Below are 17,055 nucleotides of genomic sequence, written 5' to 3'. Positions count from 1 at the left end.
AAGATCGGGAGATACACGTTGCTTTTTGTCGTTCACTGCCTTGACCATCCAGACGCACTTCCGCGGCGTCTGGCAAATTACGACGCGCACAAGGCCTATCTTGCGAGCGGCTCCATTGCGACCGTGATTTCTGGACCGCTGGTCGCGGAGGACGGTGTGACCATGATCGGATCACTCTTCGTTTTCTCGGCCAACAGTATCGATGACGTAACGGCCTTCAATGCTGCAGATCCTTTCGCCTCGGCCAATGTCTGGCAGAGCGTGAACATCCATCCCTTTCTGATGCGTGTGGACAACCGCCTCTGACGCGAAAGAATGACAATGAAGACCTTCGTCTATAACGGCCAACCCGCCCGAGTGATCTTCGGTTTCGGAACGATCTCGACACTGTCGGAAGAGGTCGAACGAATGGGTTTGCAACGTGTGCTCGTGCTGGCGACGCCGCCGCAGGAGGCGGATGCCTTTCGCCTTGCCAAGTCAATCGGGGAGCGGGCGGCTGCCGTCTATGCAAAGGCGACAATGCATACGCCTGTTTCGGTCACGGAAGACGCGATGCGCGTGGTGGCCGAGCTCGATGTCGACGGCCTGGTTGCAGTTGGAGGCGGTTCAACAACGGGGCTCGCCAAAGCAATCGCGCTGCGGACCGACTTGCCGCAGATCGTAGCCCCAACAACCTATGCCGGTTCGGAGATGACCCCGATCCTGGGTGAAACCAAGGACGGCGCGAAGATTACTCAGTCGAGCCCGAAGGTTCTGCCCGAGGTTGTCATCTATGACGTGGAACTCACGATGACACTTCCCGCCGCTATGTCCGGAACAAGCGGGATGAACGCGATCGCTCACGCGGTTGAGGCTCTTTATGCGCGGGAAAGCAACCCCGTAGTCAGCTTGATGGCGAAAGAAGCGATTGGTGCTCTTGCCGACTCTTTGCCGGTTATCGCGCTAAGGCCGCAGGATCCGGAGGCGCGGTGGAAAGCGCTCTATGGCGCCTGGCTCTGTGGCATATGTCTCGGCTCAGTTGGAATGGCGCTGCATCACAAGCTTTGCCACACTCTGGGAGGCACCTTTGACCTGCCACATGCGGAGACCCATACGATCGTGTTGCCGCATGCGCTAGCCTACAACGCTCCTGCCATTCCGACGGTGATCGACAGTTTGCGTGCCGTTCTGAAGGCCGATCCCGCGATGGCCCTCTATGACCTCGCCGGACAGATTGGGGCCAAACGTGCACTTTCGGACATCGGCATGCCGCAGAGCGGGATCGACATCGCAACGGACCGTGCGCTCGCAAACCCGTATTGGAACCCCCGTGCCCTGGAGCGCGAGCCAATCAGGGAACTAATCGCCCGGGCCTATGCCGGAGAACCACCACAGGCTTGAAAAATTGTGGGCGGATACTTCCTCGCCTTCGCGAGAGCAAGGCCGGTCCAAGAGGAGTTGGTATGGACAAGACTATCGCGTCTCTTCGCGAAGCCGTGAGTGGTATTGAAGACGGCATGACGGTGATGATCGGCGGCTTCGGAGGGTCCGGGGCACCAATCGAACTGATCCACGCCTTGATCGACCGTTTCCTGCAAACTGGTCATCCGACGAACTTGACCGTTGTGAACAACAACGCAGGGAACGGGCATGTTGGGCTCGCGGCCCTGATCGAGCAGGGGATGGTTTCCAAGCTGATCTGTTCGTTCCCGAGGTCGGCCGATCCGCGCGTTTTCACGGACCTCTATATGGCTGGCAAGATCGAACTCGAACTCGTTCCGCAGGGGACACTCGCGGAGCGCATTCGCGCGGGAGGTGCCGGAATCCCCGCATTCTATACGCCGACGGGATACGGAACGGACCTTGCGAAGGGCAAGCCGGTGGAGGAGTTCGAGGGCCGCCCCTACATAAGGGAGCGTTGGCTGAAGGCCGACTTCGCGTTGGTAAAAGCGCATCTTGGCGACACGTTTGGCAACCTCACCTTCAATAAAGCCGCGCGCAACTTTAATCCGCTGATGTGTATGGCTGCCCAGACGGCGATAGCCCAGGTGTCCTGCATTGTTCGCCCCGGAGATCTCGACCCGGAGACCGTCGTGACTCCCGGCATCTTTGTGCGGGGCCTCGTGGAGGTCGCGGAGCCGGCGCAAGAAGAGACTCTTAACCGGGCAAATGCTGTCTACCCGGAGATGCTCCAATGAACAAATTGAACCCCACTCAGATTGCGTGGCGCGCTGCCCAGGACATAGCTGATGGCGCATACGTCAACCTCGGTATCGGGCTCCCTGAGCTCGTCGCGCGCTTCCAGCCGCCCGGACGACAAGCGATCTTTCATACCGAGAATGGAATCCTGGGCTTCGGCGAAGCTCCTGCAGCCGGACAAGAAGACTGGGATCTGATCAATGCTGGTAAGAAGGCAGTGACACTGAGCCCAGGGACCGCCTTCTTCCATCATGCCGACAGCTTCGCAATGGTTCGTGGGGGACATCTCGATGTCGCTATCCTCGGTGCCTACGAAGTGGCTGAGAATGGCGACTTGGCAAATTGGTCGACCGGGCCAAACGGCGTCCCCGCCGTCGGCGGGGCCATGGACCTGGTCCACGGCGCCAAACGGGTAGCAGTGATTACAGACCACATCACGAAGGACGGTAAGGCCAAACTCGTCAAGCGATGCACTCTGCCGCTCACCGGCATCCGGTGCGTGACACGCATCTACACCAGCTTGGCATTGATCGATATCGAGGACGCGCACTTCGTGCTTCGTGAGAAACTGTCGTCTATTTCACTCGACGAATTGCAAGCACTGACTGGCGCTGAATTGCACGTTGTCGGCGCGGTTGCCGACCTTATCGTTCCGGATGTTTGACATGAGCGAAGCGTTTATCTGCGACTACATCCGCACGCCGATCGGCCGCTTCGGCGGCATGCTTTCGTCGGTGCGAGCTGACGATCTCGGAGCCGTTCCGCTGAGGGAACTGATGAAGCGGCACGCGTCCCTCGACTGGCAAGCGGTGGATGAGGTGATATTCGGCTGCGCAAACCAAGCCGGCGAAGACAATCGCAACGTCGCCAGAATGTCGTTGCTGTTAGCCGGACTACCTGAAACCGTGCCTGGAACGACGATGAACCGCCTCTGCGGCTCAGGCATGGATGCTGTGATTACTGCGGCCCGCGCTATCAAGGCAGGTGAAGCAGACCTTGTGATCGCAGGGGGCGTCGAATCCATGTCGCGGGCGCCCTTCGTATTGCCCAAAGCTGAAACGGCATTCTCTCGACATGCAGAGGTCCACGACACGACTATCGGTTGGCGCTTCGTCAATCCAGCGATGGCGGCGCGCTATGGTGTCGACTCGATGCCGCAGACTGGCCAGAACGTTGCGGACGATTTCGGGGTCAGCCGGGAGGATCAAGACCTGTTTGCGCTCGCTTCTCAAAAAAAGGCGGCAAACGCTCAGTCCAGCGGGCGCCTGGCACGTGAAATCACCCCTGTTGTCGTTCCTCAGCGCAAGGGCGATCCCCTGATCGTCGACCGAGACGAACACCCTCGTGCCACGACCTTCGAAACGCTTTCCAAGCTGAAGCCGCTCTTCGACGGTGGCAGCGTAACAGCAGGCAACTCTTCAGGAGTAAACGACGGCGCCGCGGCCTTGATCATTGCAACCGAGACTGCCGCCAAGAAGAATGGTTTGACGCCGATTGCTCGCATCGTCGCCGGCGCTACCACAGGCGTTGCGCCGCGGATCATGGGTATTGGGCCCTCACCCGCATCTCAGAAGTTGATGAGCCGCTTGGGCTTGATAGCGGACGATTTCGACGTCATCGAACTCAACGAGGCCTTCGCCTCGCAAGGCCTAGCGACGCTTCGAGAGCTAGGGGTAGCTCTGAATGATGATCGGGTTAACCGCAATGGCGGTGCGATCGCACTTGGTCATCCCTTGGGCATGTCGGGCGCCCGCATTGCCGGCACGGCGGCGATCGAAATGTCGCTATCGGGGGGCAGGCGCGCACTCGCTACCATGTGCGTCGGTGTCGGACAGGGAATTGCCGTGGCATTGGAGAGAGCATAAGCAACTGCCACCAATGCCACCGTTTGTGCGATGCTGCGAGCCGAGACGGCTTAGCTCGTCCAGATTCTTTCGTATTCGCCGACGCGGAAGCGTTCCACCAGGAAATCTATGAACAAGCGGGTTCGTGTTGGAAGCATGACCTTCGTAGGAAACGCAATATTCATGGTAAGGCGGGGCAAGTCCCAATCATCCAGAACCCTGACGAGGCGCCCGGCGTCAAGATCGGCCTGTATGATGTAGGCTGGCTGGGCCAGAATCCCCAAGCCGTTTCGCGCAGCCACACAGATCAACTGGCCATCATTTGCATTGATGATGCCGTCCACGTCGATTCTGACCTGATCGTCGCCCTTGCGGAAATTGAATTGGTTCCAGTTGTCGGCGAGTGTGTAGAGAATGAGATCGTGCTGGGCCAAATCACTGGGATGGCGGGGAGTGCCACGACGCTCCAAGTAGGCTGGAGATGCCGCCAAAAGACGCCGCGTCTCGGCAAGGCGCCTGATTGTAATGGAACTGTCCGCTTCGACACGGCGCGTTCTGATTGCGAGATCGAGGCCATTCTCCACGATGTCATAGTATCGGTTAGAGGACACGATATCGATAATGACGTTGGGGTATCGATCGCGAAACTGTTGCACGATAGGCATCAGATGCAGCAGGGAAAATGAAAGAGAGGCTCCGACCCGCAGCCGACCATTCGGGCTGGCCGCTTTTGCTGACACATTTGCTTCGGCGTCGAGAAGGCTATGCATGATTTCCCGTGCCTGCCCGTAGAACTGCTCACCTTCGCTTGTGAGACTCAATTGGCGGGTGGATCGCTGCACGAGGCGAACGCCGAGGCGTGTCTCCAAGTTCATCAGATAGCGGCTCACGCTCGAAATAGACATTCCGAGCACCTCTCCTGCTCGAGTGAGGCTCGCTTCTTCCGCGATCCTTACGAACACGTCCAATTCAGTCCAGCGATCCATTTTTGCGCCCAGCGGGAAGGTGTTTCCTCGACGGCACTCTTTATCGTCTCTGCGGCAAATGCAATTCCTGCTAACGATAATCAGTTGTCGCACGCCTGAGAGGATCGGATGGGTCTGCCCAGCATTGAAAACCGAACTGTTGGCGGCTGTATAAAGCACATCGTCATGTGGAACGTTGCCGGCGCAAATGCGACCGAGAAAGATCAGGTTGCTGCCGCAATAAAATCGGGGTTCGAGGGCCTAAGGGACCTCATTCCCGGCCTCCTCCACCTGGAGATCGGTGTGGACTTCAGCCGCGTATCCTACGCCTGCGATGTAGTCCTTTATTCCGAGTTCACTAGCAAGGAAGCACTCGCTGCATACGCCGCCCACCCAGCTCATCTGAAAGTCCGAGATGAGTTGGAGGGTATGCGTATCGCCAGGCACCAGGTTGACTACGTCCAGGACGCAGAAGCAGTCGCTTCGTCGTCTGGGCGAGCGTCGCATACCGCCGTCGGATAGGCCTGAACCCTACTCGATCGTCGTTCCAAGATTGGAGGAGCCCCAAATGCCAACGGTCACTTTCGGATTGCCCGACATAGTCGTCGTTACCGGCACGGGGTCCGGCCTTGGAAGTGAGATCGCGACTTTGCTGCTGGATTGTGGGTCGAAGGTCGTCGGAGTGGATCTGACGTCGTCCACATTGTCTGATCGTGAAGGCTACGCCCAGGTTACGGGTTCAGTTTCCAGCCAGACCACCTGGGCAAAGGTGCAAGATGCGATAAATTCCGCTGGCTCCGGGAGGCTGGGTCTAGTTACCTCGGCAGCGATCCTCGACACCGGCTTCATCCCGAACACCACCCCAGAGATTATCGCGCGTGCAATGGACGTCAACGTCACCGGCACTGCGCTTGCAATGGCCACATTGATCCCGCTGATGGAGAAGAGAGGGGGGTCAGTGGTGGCGGTGGCATCGGTAAATGCTGGACTGGCCGAACAGCAACTGGCTGTCTACAACGCAACCAAAGCTGCGGTGAGGCAACTTGCCCGAACTGCAGCCCTGGACCATGCCCGCGCAGGGGTTCGCATTAACGTTCTCAGCCCCGGTCCTATGATGGCTGGACTGTTCAAGCGACACTTGGAATCCGCCATCGATGGCGACAAATTCCTGGCGACCCGCTCGAACAGGCAGCCCGAGGGGAAAATTCTGGAGGCGATCGAAGTCGCTCGGGCAGCGCTGTTCCTGTTGTCTGATGGGGCCCACGCAATCTTGGGTGCAGATCTGATCGCCGACGGTGGTCTGACGGCTGGCTTTGATTTTCGCACGGGAGCCGAAGGCGCTTCGGTCTGATCGGCCCATAGGGAGGAAGAGCAATGGAAACTGGTCTCAAGGGTAAAGTCGCCTTTATCACTGGCGGCGCGAACGGAATCGGTCGGTCCACGGCCATCGCGTTTGCGAAGGAAGGTGCGCACGTCGGCATCCTGGATATTGATGAGACCGAAATGCAGAAGGTGGCCGAGTCAGCCAGGGCTCTTGGAGTCACGGTGCATACCGCGGCAGGAGACCTCTCGACAGCGCGCGGCGTGTCCGACGGCATGGACGATTTGCTCGCCGCCTTTGGCGGCCGCATCGATATCCTGGTGAACAATGTCGGGTCAGGAGCGATCCGCTCCTTTGATGACGTCGATGACGCAGCTTGGGATGCCACCCTCGCCTTGAATTTCATGAGCTACGTCCGCGCCATTCGCAAAGTATTGCCAATCCTTCGCGAAAAGGGTGGTGTGATCATCAACAACGCATCGGATCTAGCCCGCCAACCCGAACCGGTGCCGATCGATTATTCGGTATCGAAGGCCGCAGTGCTTTCGCTGACCAAAGCGCTAGCTCGCGCGGAGGGCCCCAAGATCCGTGTCAACGCAGTGGCGCCGGGTCCCATCTGGACGCCGTTCTGGACGAAGCCAGGTGGGTTCGCCGAGACAATGGGCAAGTATCACAACATGGAGCCGCAAGCCGCCGTGGAGCATGAGATGAAGCTTCGTCAGTTGCCACTCCAGCGGCTAGGCGATCCCGACGAGGTCGCAAACGTTGTCGTGTTCCTCGCTTCCGACCTTGCAAGCTTCGTGACTTCGGCGGTCTGGGGCGTCGATGGGGGATCGATCCGGTCGATTGTTTGACGGATGTAGCCGGGGGCGTTTTACGCGTTGCCAGGTTACTCGAAACGCAGGCTCCGCACCTCGGCGAACTCATTGAAGGTAGTCTGATATGAAAGCAGCTCGGTTTCACGCGAAGGGAGATGTTCGCATCGAGGAGATAGAATTGCCATCGGAGCTGGCTCCCGACGAGGTTCTCGTTCGGAACCAGCTCTGCGGAATCTGCGGGACCGACCTTCATGAATTCGCTGCCGGTCCGATATTCATTTCCGCTCAGCCGAACGCTTTCTCTGGCGCCTCTATCCCTCAAATCCTAGGGCATGAGTTCAGCGCGGTCGTCGAGAAGGTAGGCAATGAAATCACGCATCTGAAGCCTGGCGACCGCGTATCCATTCAGCCTCACATGGGGCCGCTTGACGGCTATTTCGGCGTTCGCGGATTGCATTTCCTGGGAACGCGCGGGGCAGCCACCGGGCTGACCTGGCCTTGGGGCGGTTTTGCGCAATTTGCGGTGATGAAGGGCTATGCCACCGTTAAAATGCCCGACAAGTTGACGTTTCAACAAGGCGCTTTGGTAGAACCCGCCGCGGTAGCGGTGACCGCGGTTGATCGCAGTGGGCTGGTGCCCGGCGGATCGGTTCTGATCACGGGTGGCGGGCCTATCGGCGCGCTCACGGTTCTGGCGGCCCATGCCGCCGGAGCAGCGAAGATCTTCCTGAGTGAACCAAATTCAGCAAGGCGCCGGCGCATCGAAAACCTTGGCGTTCCGGTAACGACGATCGACCCGACGCAATCCTCTCTCGCGTCGTCGATCAGCAGAGAAACGTTCGAAGGTCTCGGTTGCGACGCCGCCATTGAATGCGCTGGGAGTCCGCGCGCAATCTCAGACTGTTTATCGGCGGTCCGACCGCAGGGCACAGTGGTGTTGATCGGCCTCACAAACAGCAAGGTGGAGATCTCGCCTTTCGATCTCATTGTGCGAGATATCCGGCTGCAGGGCTCGCTCTGCTACCCGACCTCGCTCTGGCCGCGAGTGTTCTCCATGATAGGAAGCGGGCGGCTTCCGGTCGACCAACTGGTTGACGCGGTTATTTCCCTGGATGAGCTCGTCGACAAAGGGTTTGAACCACTGCTCGACCCGAGTGGCACGAAAATGAAAATCCTCGTCGATCTCAACGCCTGATCCTGAACTGGCCGTTCCTTAGGCGCTCTGTCGAGCTCCACATCCAATAGCAGCGGTGCTGACAGCCGACGTCGCGGCGTATCGGCGCGCCGTTCTGCGCAACTCGCTTATTTACAGCTCGCACGAAGACGAACCTGGAGGTCATGATTTAAATACCGATGAGCTTTTTGCAGCTGGTGCAAGACTGTTTCCTCGATAGCCCGGTTTATCCCGATTGCCGCTAGATGCATAAATGAAGGCACGTTGGACCCAAGGCAGCCAAGCTGGCCCGGACAACGGGGAGGTCGCTTCAAGTCACCGTTTGGCAGAGCGACAGCAAGTTTCCACCAGGGAGGATCCAATGAAATCTTCATTCAAGAACGCACTGCTTTCGGCCGTATTTACCGTCGCCGCCACCGTCGCTTGGAGCGTATCAGCTCATGCAGATGGCGAGAAATACGTTCTCATCGAACATTCCCCCGATAGCGAGACCTTCTGGAATACTGTGAAGAACGGCGCCAGCTTGGCGGCCAAGGAAGTTGGAGCGGAGGTTACATTTCGCAATCCGCCGACCGGCGATCTTGCCGACATGGTTCGCATCATACAGCAGACCACTGCAGAAGCGCCGAGCGGTATAATCGTAACGATCCCGGACGCCGACCTTGTCAGTGGCCCCATCGCTGATGCGGTTGCCAAGGGCATTCCGGTGGTGACAATGAACACCGGAACGGCGGAGCAGTCGAAGAAGCTCGGGGCACTTCTGCACGTCGGGCAACCGGAGTTCGACGCGGGTGAAGGCGCCGGTGAACGCGCCAAGGCCGCGGGCATCAAATCGTTCCTCTGCGTGAACAGTCTCTTTCCGAACGTCGCCGGCGAGCAGCGCTGCCAAGGCTTCGCGAAGGGTCTTGGCGTAGAGCTCGGCAAGCAGATGATTGATTCTGGCACCGATGCAACCGAAATCGCCAACAGGGTGAAGGCCTATCTCTCCGCCAACCCCGATACCGGCGCCGTCCTCACGCTTGGCCCGATGACTGCGATACCGACCATCCAGGCTCTCAAGGACAACGGGATGGCGGGCAACATCTTCTTCGCGACTTTCGACCTGAACCCGGACATCTCCAAGGCGATCAAGGATGGCGTCATCAACTTCGCCATTGACCAGCAGCCCTTCCTGCAAGGCTACCTGCCGGTGATCACTCTGACCAACTACCTCCGCTATGGCGTCGTCCCCGCGAACTCAGTCCTCTCCGGACCCGGCTTCGTCACCAAGGACAACATCAAGTTGGTTGAATCCCTTGCGGGGCAATACCGCTAGGCAATCACCACCGAAAACGGCGGAGGCCATGGCTTCCGCCGTAGCCTTACGGCAGGAGTTGGAAATCATGACGAATGTGCAGACCACCGAGGTTCCACGGCCCACGCTCCCTAACGACGAACGCGTAAAAGAGCTGCATCGACTCCACAAGGCGCTTATTCGGCCAGAGCTCGGGGCCATCTGCGGCACGATCGCGGTTTTCGTATTCTTCTTGGTCCTTGCTGGTGGCACGCAAATGTTCGCCCTCGAGGGAGTGATGAATTGGAGCACGGTTTCGGCCCAGTTCGTCGTGCTTGCGGTCGGTGTATGCCTTTTGATGATTGCCGGTGAATTCGATCTTTCGCTCGGCTCGATGGTGGGCTTCTCTGGCATGGTGTTTGCGCTTCTTGTCATGAAGCTCGGCATACCTGTATGGGCAGGGATCCTGTTGACGATGATGCTCTGCGCGAGCCTTGGCATGATCAACGGCTGGCTTGTCATCCGCACCGGCTTGCCTTCGTTCATCGTCACTCTCGCATTTCTTTTCATTCTTCGCGGTGCCACGATCTGGAGCGCCATCACATTCAACCGCCAGCCCGTTGTTTCGGGTCTTGGTGAAGTCGCAGCCGGAGATCCAATCGCCTGGCTCTTGGGAGGTGAGGCTTTCACAGGATTGTTCCAGTGGCTTGGTCAGCAAGGCGTCATAGCAACCTTCACCAAGGGCACCCGCATGGGGCAGCCGGTCGTGAGCGGCATACCCATGTTGATAATTTGGGCGATCGTTTTCGTGCTCGTCGGGCAATGGGTTCTCACCCGGACCCGTTTCGGAAACTGGATTTTTGCTGCGGGCGGTGATCCGGAAGCTGCCCGATACGTCGGTGTTCCGATTGCCCGCGTGAAGATACTCATGTTTATGGTTGCTGCCCTGTGCGCCGCGTTCCTCGGCATCGAGCAAGTCATCGAGTTCGGGTCGGCAGCCTCTGACCGGGGAATTACCAAGGAGTTCGAGGCCATCATCTGCGTGGTGATCGGCGGAGCACTTCTTACCGGTGGTTACGGCTCCGTGGTCGGCGCCGCTCTGGGCGCGATTATCTTCGGTGTCGTCCAGCAAGGCTTGTTTTTCACCAACGTGGAAAGTTCGCTTTTCCGTGTGTTCCTAGGGAGCATCCTGCTCGCCGCAGTTCTGGCCAACACCTACGTGCGCCGAATGATCACGGGAGAGAAGTGATGGCTGCCCCGATCCTCGAAATGGTCGACATTCGCAAGCAGTTCGGTCACATCATAGCCTTGTCTGGAGTGTCTTTCGACGTGCAGCCCGGCGAGTGCCATTGCCTGCTTGGCGACAACGGCGCAGGCAAGTCGACTTTGATCAAGACCATGTCCGGCGTGCATGTCCCTTCCCAAGGGGAAATTAGAGTCAGTGGGCAAGTCGCTCACTTCACCACTCCTCGGGACGCGATGACGGCAGGCATCGCAACGGTCTATCAGGACCTCGCAATGATCCCCCTGATGAGCGTTGCGCGAAATTTCTGGATGGGCAGAGAACCCCAGAAGGGCATCTGGCCTTTCCGCCGTTTCGATATCGAGAAGGCCGACACGATCACCATGCAGGAAATGCGGCATATGGGCATCAACCTGCGCGAGCCCAGCCAGGCAGTGGGAACGCTCTCGGGCGGTGAGCGCCAAACTGTTGCCATCGCGCGCGCAGTCTACTTTGGTGCGAAGGTTCTCATACTGGACGAGCCCACATCGGCTCTTGGTGTGCGGCAGACCGCCAACGTTCTCACGACCATCGATCGTGTCCGGAAAAAGGGTATCGGTGTCGTGTTCATCACGCACAATGTCCGGCACGCGCTGGCCGTCGGTGACCGCTTCACAGTTCTCAACCGCGGCAAGACCCTGGGGACAGCCGACCGGGGCCATATCAGTGCCGAGGAGTTACAAAATTTGATGGCCGGCGGACAAGAACTTGCGCAGTTGGAGGCATCCTTGGGGGGAACGGTTTAAGTTCGTGGAGCCACGATCAAGCGCGCAATTGGGAAAAACCACACATGGCGAAGTATTTGAACGAACACAACTCAGCGGAAACGGTCAATGCGCGCATGGGCAATACCATCAACCCGCGCCTCCGCCAGGTTATGGGGTCCCTCGTGGCGCATCTGCATGCCTTCATCAAAGACGTCGAACCGACGGAAGAGGAATGGGGCGTCGCCATCGAATTCCTGACCCGGACAGGGCAGATCTGCAGTCAATCGAGGCAGGAGTTCATCCTGCTTTCTGACGTGCTAGGGGTTTCCATGCTGGTCGATGCAGTCAATCACCGGAGGCCAAGCGGTGCTACGGAGAGCACTGTATTTGGCCCATTCCATGTTGTTGGTGCGCCCGAAAGGCAAATGGGCGACAGCATCAACCTAGATGGTCTGGGAGAGCTTTGCTTGTATGAAGGGCGTGTTCTCGACCTGGACGGAAAGCCCATTGCCGACGCTTGTGTCGATGTATGGTCTGACAATGAAGAGGGGTTTTACGATGTCCAGCAACCGGACATCCAGCCACCCTTCAACAATCGTGGTGTCTTTCGGACCGGAGCGGACGGTCGCTACTTCTTCCGGGGAATCAAGCCTGTCTCTTACCCGATCCCTGACGATGGACCCGTTGGCCAGATGCTGGAGAAGTTGGGACGCCATCCTTATAGGCCGGCGCACATGCACTTCCTATGCGGCGCACCTGGGTATGACCGCGTCTGCACTCACATTTTTGTAGCCGGCGATCGCTATATCGAGTCGGATGCAGTCTTCGGCGTGAAGGACTCGCTTATCGTCGATTTCGTTCCGGTTCAGGATGGCGACGTAAAATGGAAAGCGGAATTTGATTTCGTGTTGAAACCAGTGTGAGCCCAGATAGGCAACGAGGCTTCCCTTGCAACTCAGCGGCAGCGCTCACGGTTGGATCAGCTGGATACGTGCCAGCGACATCGCCAGCTACTATGCCGTTTCCTAGGTGCATATCGCTGACTGTTTCGAACCTAAAACCTGCGTCGGAAAAAACTGGGGAATGGCCAACGTTTTATCCCTAGGAGCAGGAAAAAAGCACCTCCCGTGGAAATCCATCGAAGTCCTAGGATGGTGGCGCAGGTGCGATGGGGATGTCTCGGGACACCACCGATATTCGGGGCTCCAATCCTCCTCTGGCCACAGTCCAATAGACAGTGCTCCCTACGCACACGTCGATAGCACTTCATTGCTACCCCAGGTTGCGCGGATAAGTTGGCACTCAACTTTCCGAGTGTCAACTTTGGGCTCCAGAGTGTCAACTTAAAACCCGTGAATGGGTCATTTTGCCTACGTCAGGCCAGTCGCTGTCAACCTCGATGGACAATCAAACGCCCCTGAACCTACCGCTATGTTGACATAAGTTTACATTAGGTTGGCACTTTAGAGCTTAAATCAGCTTTTTTGGCGAAGTGTCAACTTAAGCGTCCGCCAATGGATCAAGCTGAACGGCTTAGCCTGACGAGGAAACTGATGAGAGAAGCTCATCCGCCCCATGGGCGCGATAGCTATTCTTGTCGAAAGGCACCGAAGCGCAGGCGAAACGACCGGAACCTTGCCAGGCAAGGCCGAATATATTTCCAGGACGGCCCGTGCGCGAGCGTCAGGCATAAAGCTGGCCGTAAAACGGATGCCCGAGATTGTGCTTTCCGGCAGTGCCGATGGCTAGGTCTCGTTGAACGACCACAAGTGTTTCAGAGATACAGGAGCACGACAAAGGAGGCATACTGGTGCGCCGACCGCATGCTTGGCTTTGATTGGACGCGGCCAAACCTCCAATGGAAATGCCAAGAGCCTGCTGATGCGCAGCAGCCTCCTGGCTGTCGACGTGCAGAACAGGTTAAGAAGCAGGCGTCATCCGCGACCCGGCCTTCATTCTGATGCGTGCCTTTTCATGGAAGATCGGGCTCGGGCTCTCCTCGACGAGGTCAAGGATCATTTCTGCAACTTCCAGAACCCCGATGTCGGCAGTGTCGGACAAAGCCGCTCCGATGGTATCCGCGATATCGAAGAGCAGCATATCACGAGGATCGGGTTCATACGCTTCTGAGGGGATGATGGGCATCAGGCGGTTCCCTCGACGGTGCGGAGCCGGCCACCGATATCCAAGAGAAGATGCTCGTCCAGATACCGCGCATGTTCCGGGCAAAGGACGCAGTCGCGTGCCATCAGCCGAGGATCGATTTCCACGAAGTTCATCTTCGGCTCGCCCTTGTAGAGAAGCATGGAACTCCAGCCATGCCTGTGCGGTTCGGTGGTGCTCTTGAAGCATCCGTCCCATGCGCACATGCCGGGGAGGTTGATAAACTCCTCCACGCTCATCACCTGTTCCTCGACCTTGCGGATCTTCATTGCACGGCGGCGTTCGTGACGGTTGGCCATTATTCGGCTCCTCCGCTAGAACGCACCCCAAAAGACGCTGCGATTGCCTTGCCCAAAAGCCCACCGAAGGCGGGCGCGTTAAAGCCGGCGTGGCCATCAATCTCCTGCCGGGCCGCATGAGGCAGCGCGTCAGCAATGCGCTTCGCCAACTCTTCGGCCGCATCCTGGTTCTTGTCGGTCGAGGCCGAGGTCGACGCCCTCTTGCTGGTGGCCGGCTTCATCTTCTTTGAGCACTTCGCCGCCTTCGCGATGGCGCCGGACATGATGCCCTTCACGCACTTGTCCTTGTATTCGTCCGACTTTCTGTCGAAGTCGTAAAGCGCGGTCGGCGGCAGAAGGGCGACAGACTCGGGCGCGCAACCCCGCGCTGCAAGCTCATCGAACGCCCTGGAGGCGTTCATGTAGTTCTGCGCGGTGCGCTCACTCCAGCCAAACTCGCGCTTGAGCCAATCGCCGAAACGGCCGTGTTCCATCTTCTTCTTGACGGTGATCAGGTCGCGACCGTTTTCCACGAGCATGAGCACCCCGCGGTGCGTCCGGGTCCGGATGCGGTCAGCGATCGAAGCGAACTGCGCATCATTGTCGGTTGCCCGGGCTGCGACCTTCTTGTCGGCGTCGGTCGGCGGGATGATCTCGCCCTCAAGCGGCTTCGAATCCGCAACGGTTGCGGATTTAGGTTCGGGCGACTTCGTCGGAAGGGCGACAACATTGCTGGCGCCAAGGTCGAGATCCTGAAGTTCGTCATCCGTGGCCAGCGTTGCCGGCGCCGTCATGGTCATGGTATCCTGAAAGCTCATCGCGATTACTCCTATGTGGTTGCGATGTTGGAAAGGTTGATTGGTAGTCGGCATTTCCATTCGCCTGCCGGGCGGTTGCAGCCGTTCCGGCAGGCATCTCTCTCGACGGCTATTCGCCCTTGATCTTCCATTGATAGAGCGACACCCGGACCATCTTGTCCTGGAGACGATCCATCATCGTCTTCAGCCGGACGATGTCGGCGAGCGCCTTCTTGCGGACCTCAGGGTCCGAGAGATCTGACTGTTCGATTTCTGCTATTCGCTTCTTGAGCTCCTCCTGCTTGTAGTGATTGATCACCATCGCCATGCCGGACGCGGTGGCGATGAGATTGTCGACCATGCTTTCGGCGCGGCCGATGGATCCTTCGAAACCCGCATAAGGATCGTAGTTGTCGTCCTTCAACCGCTCGACCTCGCCATCAATGGAATACGGGCCGCGGTCATCGTCGAATTCCGGGCGCGGCAATGCTGCGGCGTCCAGGTGGAACATGGCGGCTTCCCAATCGCCACCGGCCTTGGTCCGCTCGAGCCAGGCGCAGAACGGCTCTTTCAGGAAGGGATAAGTGCTGTCAGGGAGCAGACGCTCCTGCTCTCGCTGCCGTTCGATCTGTTCGCGTTTACGTTGTGCAGCCGATTTGGCCATGGTGCTACCCCTTGTGATTGTGAATATAGAAATCACAATCACGCTTGTCAAGCACGAAAACTGTTGGGACTGGATTTTTTGGCCAGCCCTACCAGACCACTTGCTTGGGGCGCCAACCTCAGAGAACGGCATAGAAGCCCAACAGTGCGTTCCGGGAGACAAGCCAGCGAAAGGGACTCTGGAGGCGCCAAGTCTCACCAGCGACTCTCTATGAGTCGGCAAACGCTATTGTGTTCGTGGTCTCGTGCCGGACGGGATTGCTGCGAATCACGGCACCCGATACGGCATCGGCATCCACGGCGGGGCACAAATGGCGATCTCAGTTCCCTACTTCACGATCAAAACCAAGTCGGACCCCGGCGAACTTATCTTCCGGCGGAGACCCATGGCCAATTCGCAGGCCCGTCTGGCTGGGCGCTATACGCTGGAACCGGACATCGACCTGGAAGCCTTCTCCTGCCGAGCGGTGATTGATTGGATCGTGATCTGTTTCTGGCTTGGCCGGAAGACGCAGATTCAATGGTTGAAGCGAGATGTAGATTCGGCGCTCGGAACGAACTGTCACGTTGATATCCACGACGAGGAACCGGGAGGTGTGTCCGACAAGTTCGACGTCACGATCCAGGAGCCAGACCTGCGAAAGATCCGAGCGCTTTGCGACGCCCTCGAGGCCAAATACGGATCGGAAATACTGCCTGCAGTTCGGGCGATTGAAATCAGCGTCGATTTCAAACCGAAAGATCCTGACGATGCGGCCCGTGCGAAGTTATACACCGCACTGACCCGGCATTTCTGGACCGACCGGGACGTGATATCGCGCCCCTACGACCGCCCTCGTTTCACCTGGGGAACAAAAGCGGAGGCGGCAGCGGAGAAGAAGAAAAAACACGACCAGGTGCTCATGCACCTCCCTAAAGAGGAGCCGTGCGTCAACGAGCATTTTCTAATTTCGACGGAACACGACCGTGCGCCGTTCGTGGACGCGAACTACTACGTCGGCGCAAAAAATGCCGACGTGAGATGGCGCATCATGGACAAGGTGGTCGATCAGCAGAACAGAGACGCGGGAACGTTCGTGCCGCTTGATGATGCCGATAAGCGGGTGCGGGTCGAGGTGACATTAGATCGGCCGGCAGTGGAACGGCTTGGCGTGACGTTCCTCGAGGATCTTCCCAACCTGCACTTCGCACGGCTACAGAAGTCGTTCTTCACGTTCATGCTGCCGACATTTCACGGCACAGGGAAGGCTGGCCGCCCCCTGGGTGCCGCGATCAATATATGGCACGATCAGCACCGGATCCGGAAATTCCTGAAGATTGGCGTGATCGGGTTGAAGGCCATGGACGACGCGAGAGAGAGGCTGGCCAAGAAATTGCGACGACAAGAGCAAGGACGGATGGTAGCGAATGGGTTGAAGATGCAGCGGCCGTCGCGCGTCGGAACCCAGAAGGCCGGAACCTTTCGTGCATACGAGGAGCTGAACGGGCGCGTCAGCGATGCACTCGGCGAACTCGAGCGGCGTGTCGGGGCTGCCTTCTCCAAGTAAGCTCCCATAGAGAAGGTGGGGAAGGATGCTGTTGGAGTATGAGGT

The 17,055-nt window shown here is 58.3% G+C and carries 19 protein-coding genes; 14 read left to right on the top strand and 5 right to left on the bottom strand.

Features of this window, described 5'->3' with window-relative positions; all coding sequences use genetic code 11:
* Positions 1 to 18: 18 nt before the first annotated feature.
* From X741_RS161040 to pcaF, 5 genes are all read left to right on the top strand, one after another.
* On the top strand, positions 19 to 306 hold the full coding sequence (locus X741_RS161040; RefSeq protein ID WP_023776515.1) for a YciI family protein: 288 nt from the start codon (positions 19 to 21) through the stop codon (positions 304 to 306).
* A 15-nt stretch (positions 307 to 321) separates the two neighbouring features.
* Positions 322 to 1,380: a maleylacetate reductase gene (locus tag X741_RS161045; RefSeq protein WP_023776514.1), complete on the top strand. Its 1,059-nt coding sequence runs from the start codon at positions 322 to 324 to the stop codon at positions 1,378 to 1,380.
* A 62-nt stretch (positions 1,381 to 1,442) separates the two neighbouring features.
* Positions 1,443 to 2,177, top strand: coding sequence for a 3-oxoacid CoA-transferase subunit A (locus X741_RS161050; protein ID WP_023776513.1), 735 nt, complete (start codon positions 1,443 to 1,445; stop codon positions 2,175 to 2,177).
* Positions 2,174 to 2,842 (top strand): 3-oxoacid CoA-transferase subunit B, encoded by a 669-nt coding sequence (locus X741_RS161055; protein WP_023776512.1) that lies wholly within the window; start codon positions 2,174 to 2,176, stop codon positions 2,840 to 2,842. Before X741_RS161050 ends, X741_RS161055 begins: the two co-directional genes overlap by 4 nt.
* A gap of 1 nt (position 2,843) precedes the next feature.
* Positions 2,844 to 4,043, top strand: a complete 1,200-nt coding sequence (gene pcaF / locus X741_RS161060; RefSeq protein WP_023776511.1) for a 3-oxoadipyl-CoA thiolase — start codon at positions 2,844 to 2,846, stop codon at positions 4,041 to 4,043.
* A gap of 50 nt (positions 4,044 to 4,093) precedes the next feature.
* On the opposite strand, the gene X741_RS161065 is transcribed toward pcaF, so the two are convergent.
* Positions 4,094 to 5,008 (bottom strand): LysR family transcriptional regulator, encoded by a 915-nt coding sequence (locus X741_RS161065; protein WP_023776510.1) that lies wholly within the window; start codon positions 5,006 to 5,008, stop codon positions 4,094 to 4,096.
* A gap of 108 nt (positions 5,009 to 5,116) precedes the next feature.
* Between X741_RS161065 and X741_RS0134065 the strand changes: the two genes are divergently transcribed.
* The 8 genes from X741_RS0134065 (at position 5,117) to X741_RS161100 (ending at position 12,485) form a co-directional block, all read left to right on the top strand.
* Complete coding sequence (locus X741_RS0134065; RefSeq protein WP_051410396.1) at positions 5,117 to 5,509, top strand: Dabb family protein; 393 nt, start codon at positions 5,117 to 5,119, stop codon at positions 5,507 to 5,509.
* Between the two features lie 46 nt (positions 5,510 to 5,555).
* Complete coding sequence (locus tag X741_RS161070; protein WP_023776508.1) at positions 5,556 to 6,338, top strand: SDR family oxidoreductase; 783 nt, start codon at positions 5,556 to 5,558, stop codon at positions 6,336 to 6,338.
* Positions 6,339 to 6,361: 23 nt separating this feature from the next.
* Positions 6,362 to 7,162: an SDR family oxidoreductase gene (locus X741_RS161075; RefSeq protein ID WP_023776507.1), complete on the top strand. Its 801-nt coding sequence runs from the start codon at positions 6,362 to 6,364 to the stop codon at positions 7,160 to 7,162.
* A gap of 88 nt (positions 7,163 to 7,250) precedes the next feature.
* Entirely contained in the window at positions 7,251 to 8,321 is a 1,071-nt protein-coding gene (locus tag X741_RS161080) for a zinc-binding dehydrogenase (RefSeq protein ID WP_023776506.1), read from the top strand.
* Between the two features lie 340 nt (positions 8,322 to 8,661).
* Positions 8,662 to 9,615, top strand: a complete 954-nt coding sequence (locus X741_RS161085) for a sugar ABC transporter substrate-binding protein (RefSeq protein ID WP_023776505.1) — start codon at positions 8,662 to 8,664, stop codon at positions 9,613 to 9,615.
* Positions 9,616 to 9,682: 67 nt separating this feature from the next.
* On the top strand, positions 9,683 to 10,822 hold the full coding sequence (locus X741_RS161090) for an ABC transporter permease (RefSeq protein ID WP_023776504.1): 1,140 nt from the start codon (positions 9,683 to 9,685) through the stop codon (positions 10,820 to 10,822).
* Positions 10,822 to 11,601, top strand: coding sequence for an ATP-binding cassette domain-containing protein (locus X741_RS161095; RefSeq protein WP_023776503.1), 780 nt, complete (start codon positions 10,822 to 10,824; stop codon positions 11,599 to 11,601). Before X741_RS161090 ends, X741_RS161095 begins: the two co-directional genes overlap by 1 nt.
* A 44-nt stretch (positions 11,602 to 11,645) precedes the next feature.
* Positions 11,646 to 12,485 carry an intradiol ring-cleavage dioxygenase gene (locus tag X741_RS161100; protein WP_023776502.1) on the top strand — a complete coding sequence of 280 codons (840 nt, stop codon included), beginning with the start codon at positions 11,646 to 11,648 and terminating at the stop codon, positions 12,483 to 12,485.
* A 997-nt stretch (positions 12,486 to 13,482) separates the two neighbouring features.
* Here X741_RS161100 and X741_RS0134055 read toward each other — a convergent pair.
* The 4 genes from X741_RS0134055 to X741_RS161115 form a co-directional block, all read right to left on the bottom strand.
* Complete coding sequence (locus X741_RS0134055; protein ID WP_031249795.1) at positions 13,483 to 13,707, bottom strand: hypothetical protein; 225 nt, start codon at positions 13,705 to 13,707, stop codon at positions 13,483 to 13,485.
* On the bottom strand, positions 13,707 to 14,024 hold the full coding sequence (locus tag X741_RS161105) for a hypothetical protein (RefSeq protein WP_023776500.1): 318 nt from the start codon (positions 14,022 to 14,024) through the stop codon (positions 13,707 to 13,709). The genes X741_RS0134055 and X741_RS161105 overlap by 1 nt, the downstream gene beginning before the upstream one ends.
* Positions 14,024 to 14,803, bottom strand: coding sequence for a DUF3102 domain-containing protein (locus X741_RS161110; RefSeq protein WP_198023929.1), 780 nt, complete (start codon positions 14,801 to 14,803; stop codon positions 14,024 to 14,026). Before X741_RS161110 ends, X741_RS161105 begins: the two co-directional genes overlap by 1 nt.
* Positions 14,804 to 14,930: 127 nt before the next feature.
* On the bottom strand, positions 14,931 to 15,515 hold the full coding sequence (locus X741_RS161115; RefSeq protein ID WP_156937836.1) for a hypothetical protein: 585 nt from the start codon (positions 15,513 to 15,515) through the stop codon (positions 14,931 to 14,933).
* Positions 15,516 to 15,708: 193 nt separating this feature from the next.
* On the opposite strand from X741_RS161115, the gene X741_RS161120 reads away from it, so the two are divergent.
* Positions 15,709 to 17,010 carry a hypothetical protein gene (locus X741_RS161120; RefSeq protein ID WP_084018310.1) on the top strand — a complete coding sequence of 434 codons (1,302 nt, stop codon included), beginning with the start codon at positions 15,709 to 15,711 and terminating at the stop codon, positions 17,008 to 17,010.
* The last annotated feature ends 45 nt before the right edge of the window (positions 17,011 to 17,055 follow it).

The sequence above is a fragment of the Mesorhizobium sp. LNHC221B00 genome, from assembly GCF_000502935.1.
GTDB lineage: Bacteria > Pseudomonadota > Alphaproteobacteria > Rhizobiales > Rhizobiaceae > Mesorhizobium > Mesorhizobium opportunistum.
The sequence above is the reverse complement of the archived record's forward strand: the minus strand, read 5'-3'. Positions and strand labels throughout refer to the sequence as shown.

Excerpts from the sequence above, each read along its gene's own strand:
- X741_RS161045 (WP_023776514.1), top strand. The coding sequence starts at position 322 with ATGAAGACCTTCGTCTATAACGGCCAACCCGCCCGAGTGATCTTCGGT.
- X741_RS161080 (WP_023776506.1), top strand. The coding sequence starts at position 7,251 with ATGAAAGCAGCTCGGTTTCACGCGAAGGGAGATGTTCGCATCGAGGAG.
- X741_RS161085 (WP_023776505.1), top strand. The coding sequence starts at position 8,662 with ATGAAATCTTCATTCAAGAACGCACTGCTTTCGGCCGTATTTACCGTC.
- X741_RS161055 (WP_023776512.1), top strand. The coding sequence starts at position 2,174 with ATGAACAAATTGAACCCCACTCAGATTGCGTGGCGCGCTGCCCAGGAC.
- X741_RS161075 (WP_023776507.1), top strand. The coding sequence starts at position 6,362 with ATGGAAACTGGTCTCAAGGGTAAAGTCGCCTTTATCACTGGCGGCGCG.
- X741_RS161095 (WP_023776503.1), top strand. The coding sequence starts at position 10,822 with ATGGCTGCCCCGATCCTCGAAATGGTCGACATTCGCAAGCAGTTCGGT.
- X741_RS161070 (WP_023776508.1), top strand. The coding sequence starts at position 5,556 with ATGCCAACGGTCACTTTCGGATTGCCCGACATAGTCGTCGTTACCGGC.
- X741_RS161100 (WP_023776502.1), top strand. The coding sequence starts at position 11,646 with ATGGCGAAGTATTTGAACGAACACAACTCAGCGGAAACGGTCAATGCG.
- X741_RS161110 (WP_198023929.1), bottom strand. The coding sequence starts at position 14,803 with ATGACCATGACGGCGCCGGCAACGCTGGCCACGGATGACGAACTTCAG.
- X741_RS161105 (WP_023776500.1), bottom strand. The coding sequence starts at position 14,024 with ATGGCCAACCGTCACGAACGCCGCCGTGCAATGAAGATCCGCAAGGTC.
- X741_RS161065 (WP_023776510.1), bottom strand. The coding sequence starts at position 5,008 with ATGGATCGCTGGACTGAATTGGACGTGTTCGTAAGGATCGCGGAAGAA.
- X741_RS161050 (WP_023776513.1), top strand. The coding sequence starts at position 1,443 with ATGGACAAGACTATCGCGTCTCTTCGCGAAGCCGTGAGTGGTATTGAA.
- X741_RS0134055 (WP_031249795.1), bottom strand. The coding sequence starts at position 13,707 with ATGCCCATCATCCCCTCAGAAGCGTATGAACCCGATCCTCGTGATATG.
- X741_RS161090 (WP_023776504.1), top strand. The coding sequence starts at position 9,683 with ATGACGAATGTGCAGACCACCGAGGTTCCACGGCCCACGCTCCCTAAC.
- X741_RS0134065 (WP_051410396.1), top strand. The coding sequence starts at position 5,117 with ATGGGTCTGCCCAGCATTGAAAACCGAACTGTTGGCGGCTGTATAAAG.
- pcaF (WP_023776511.1), top strand. The coding sequence starts at position 2,844 with ATGAGCGAAGCGTTTATCTGCGACTACATCCGCACGCCGATCGGCCGC.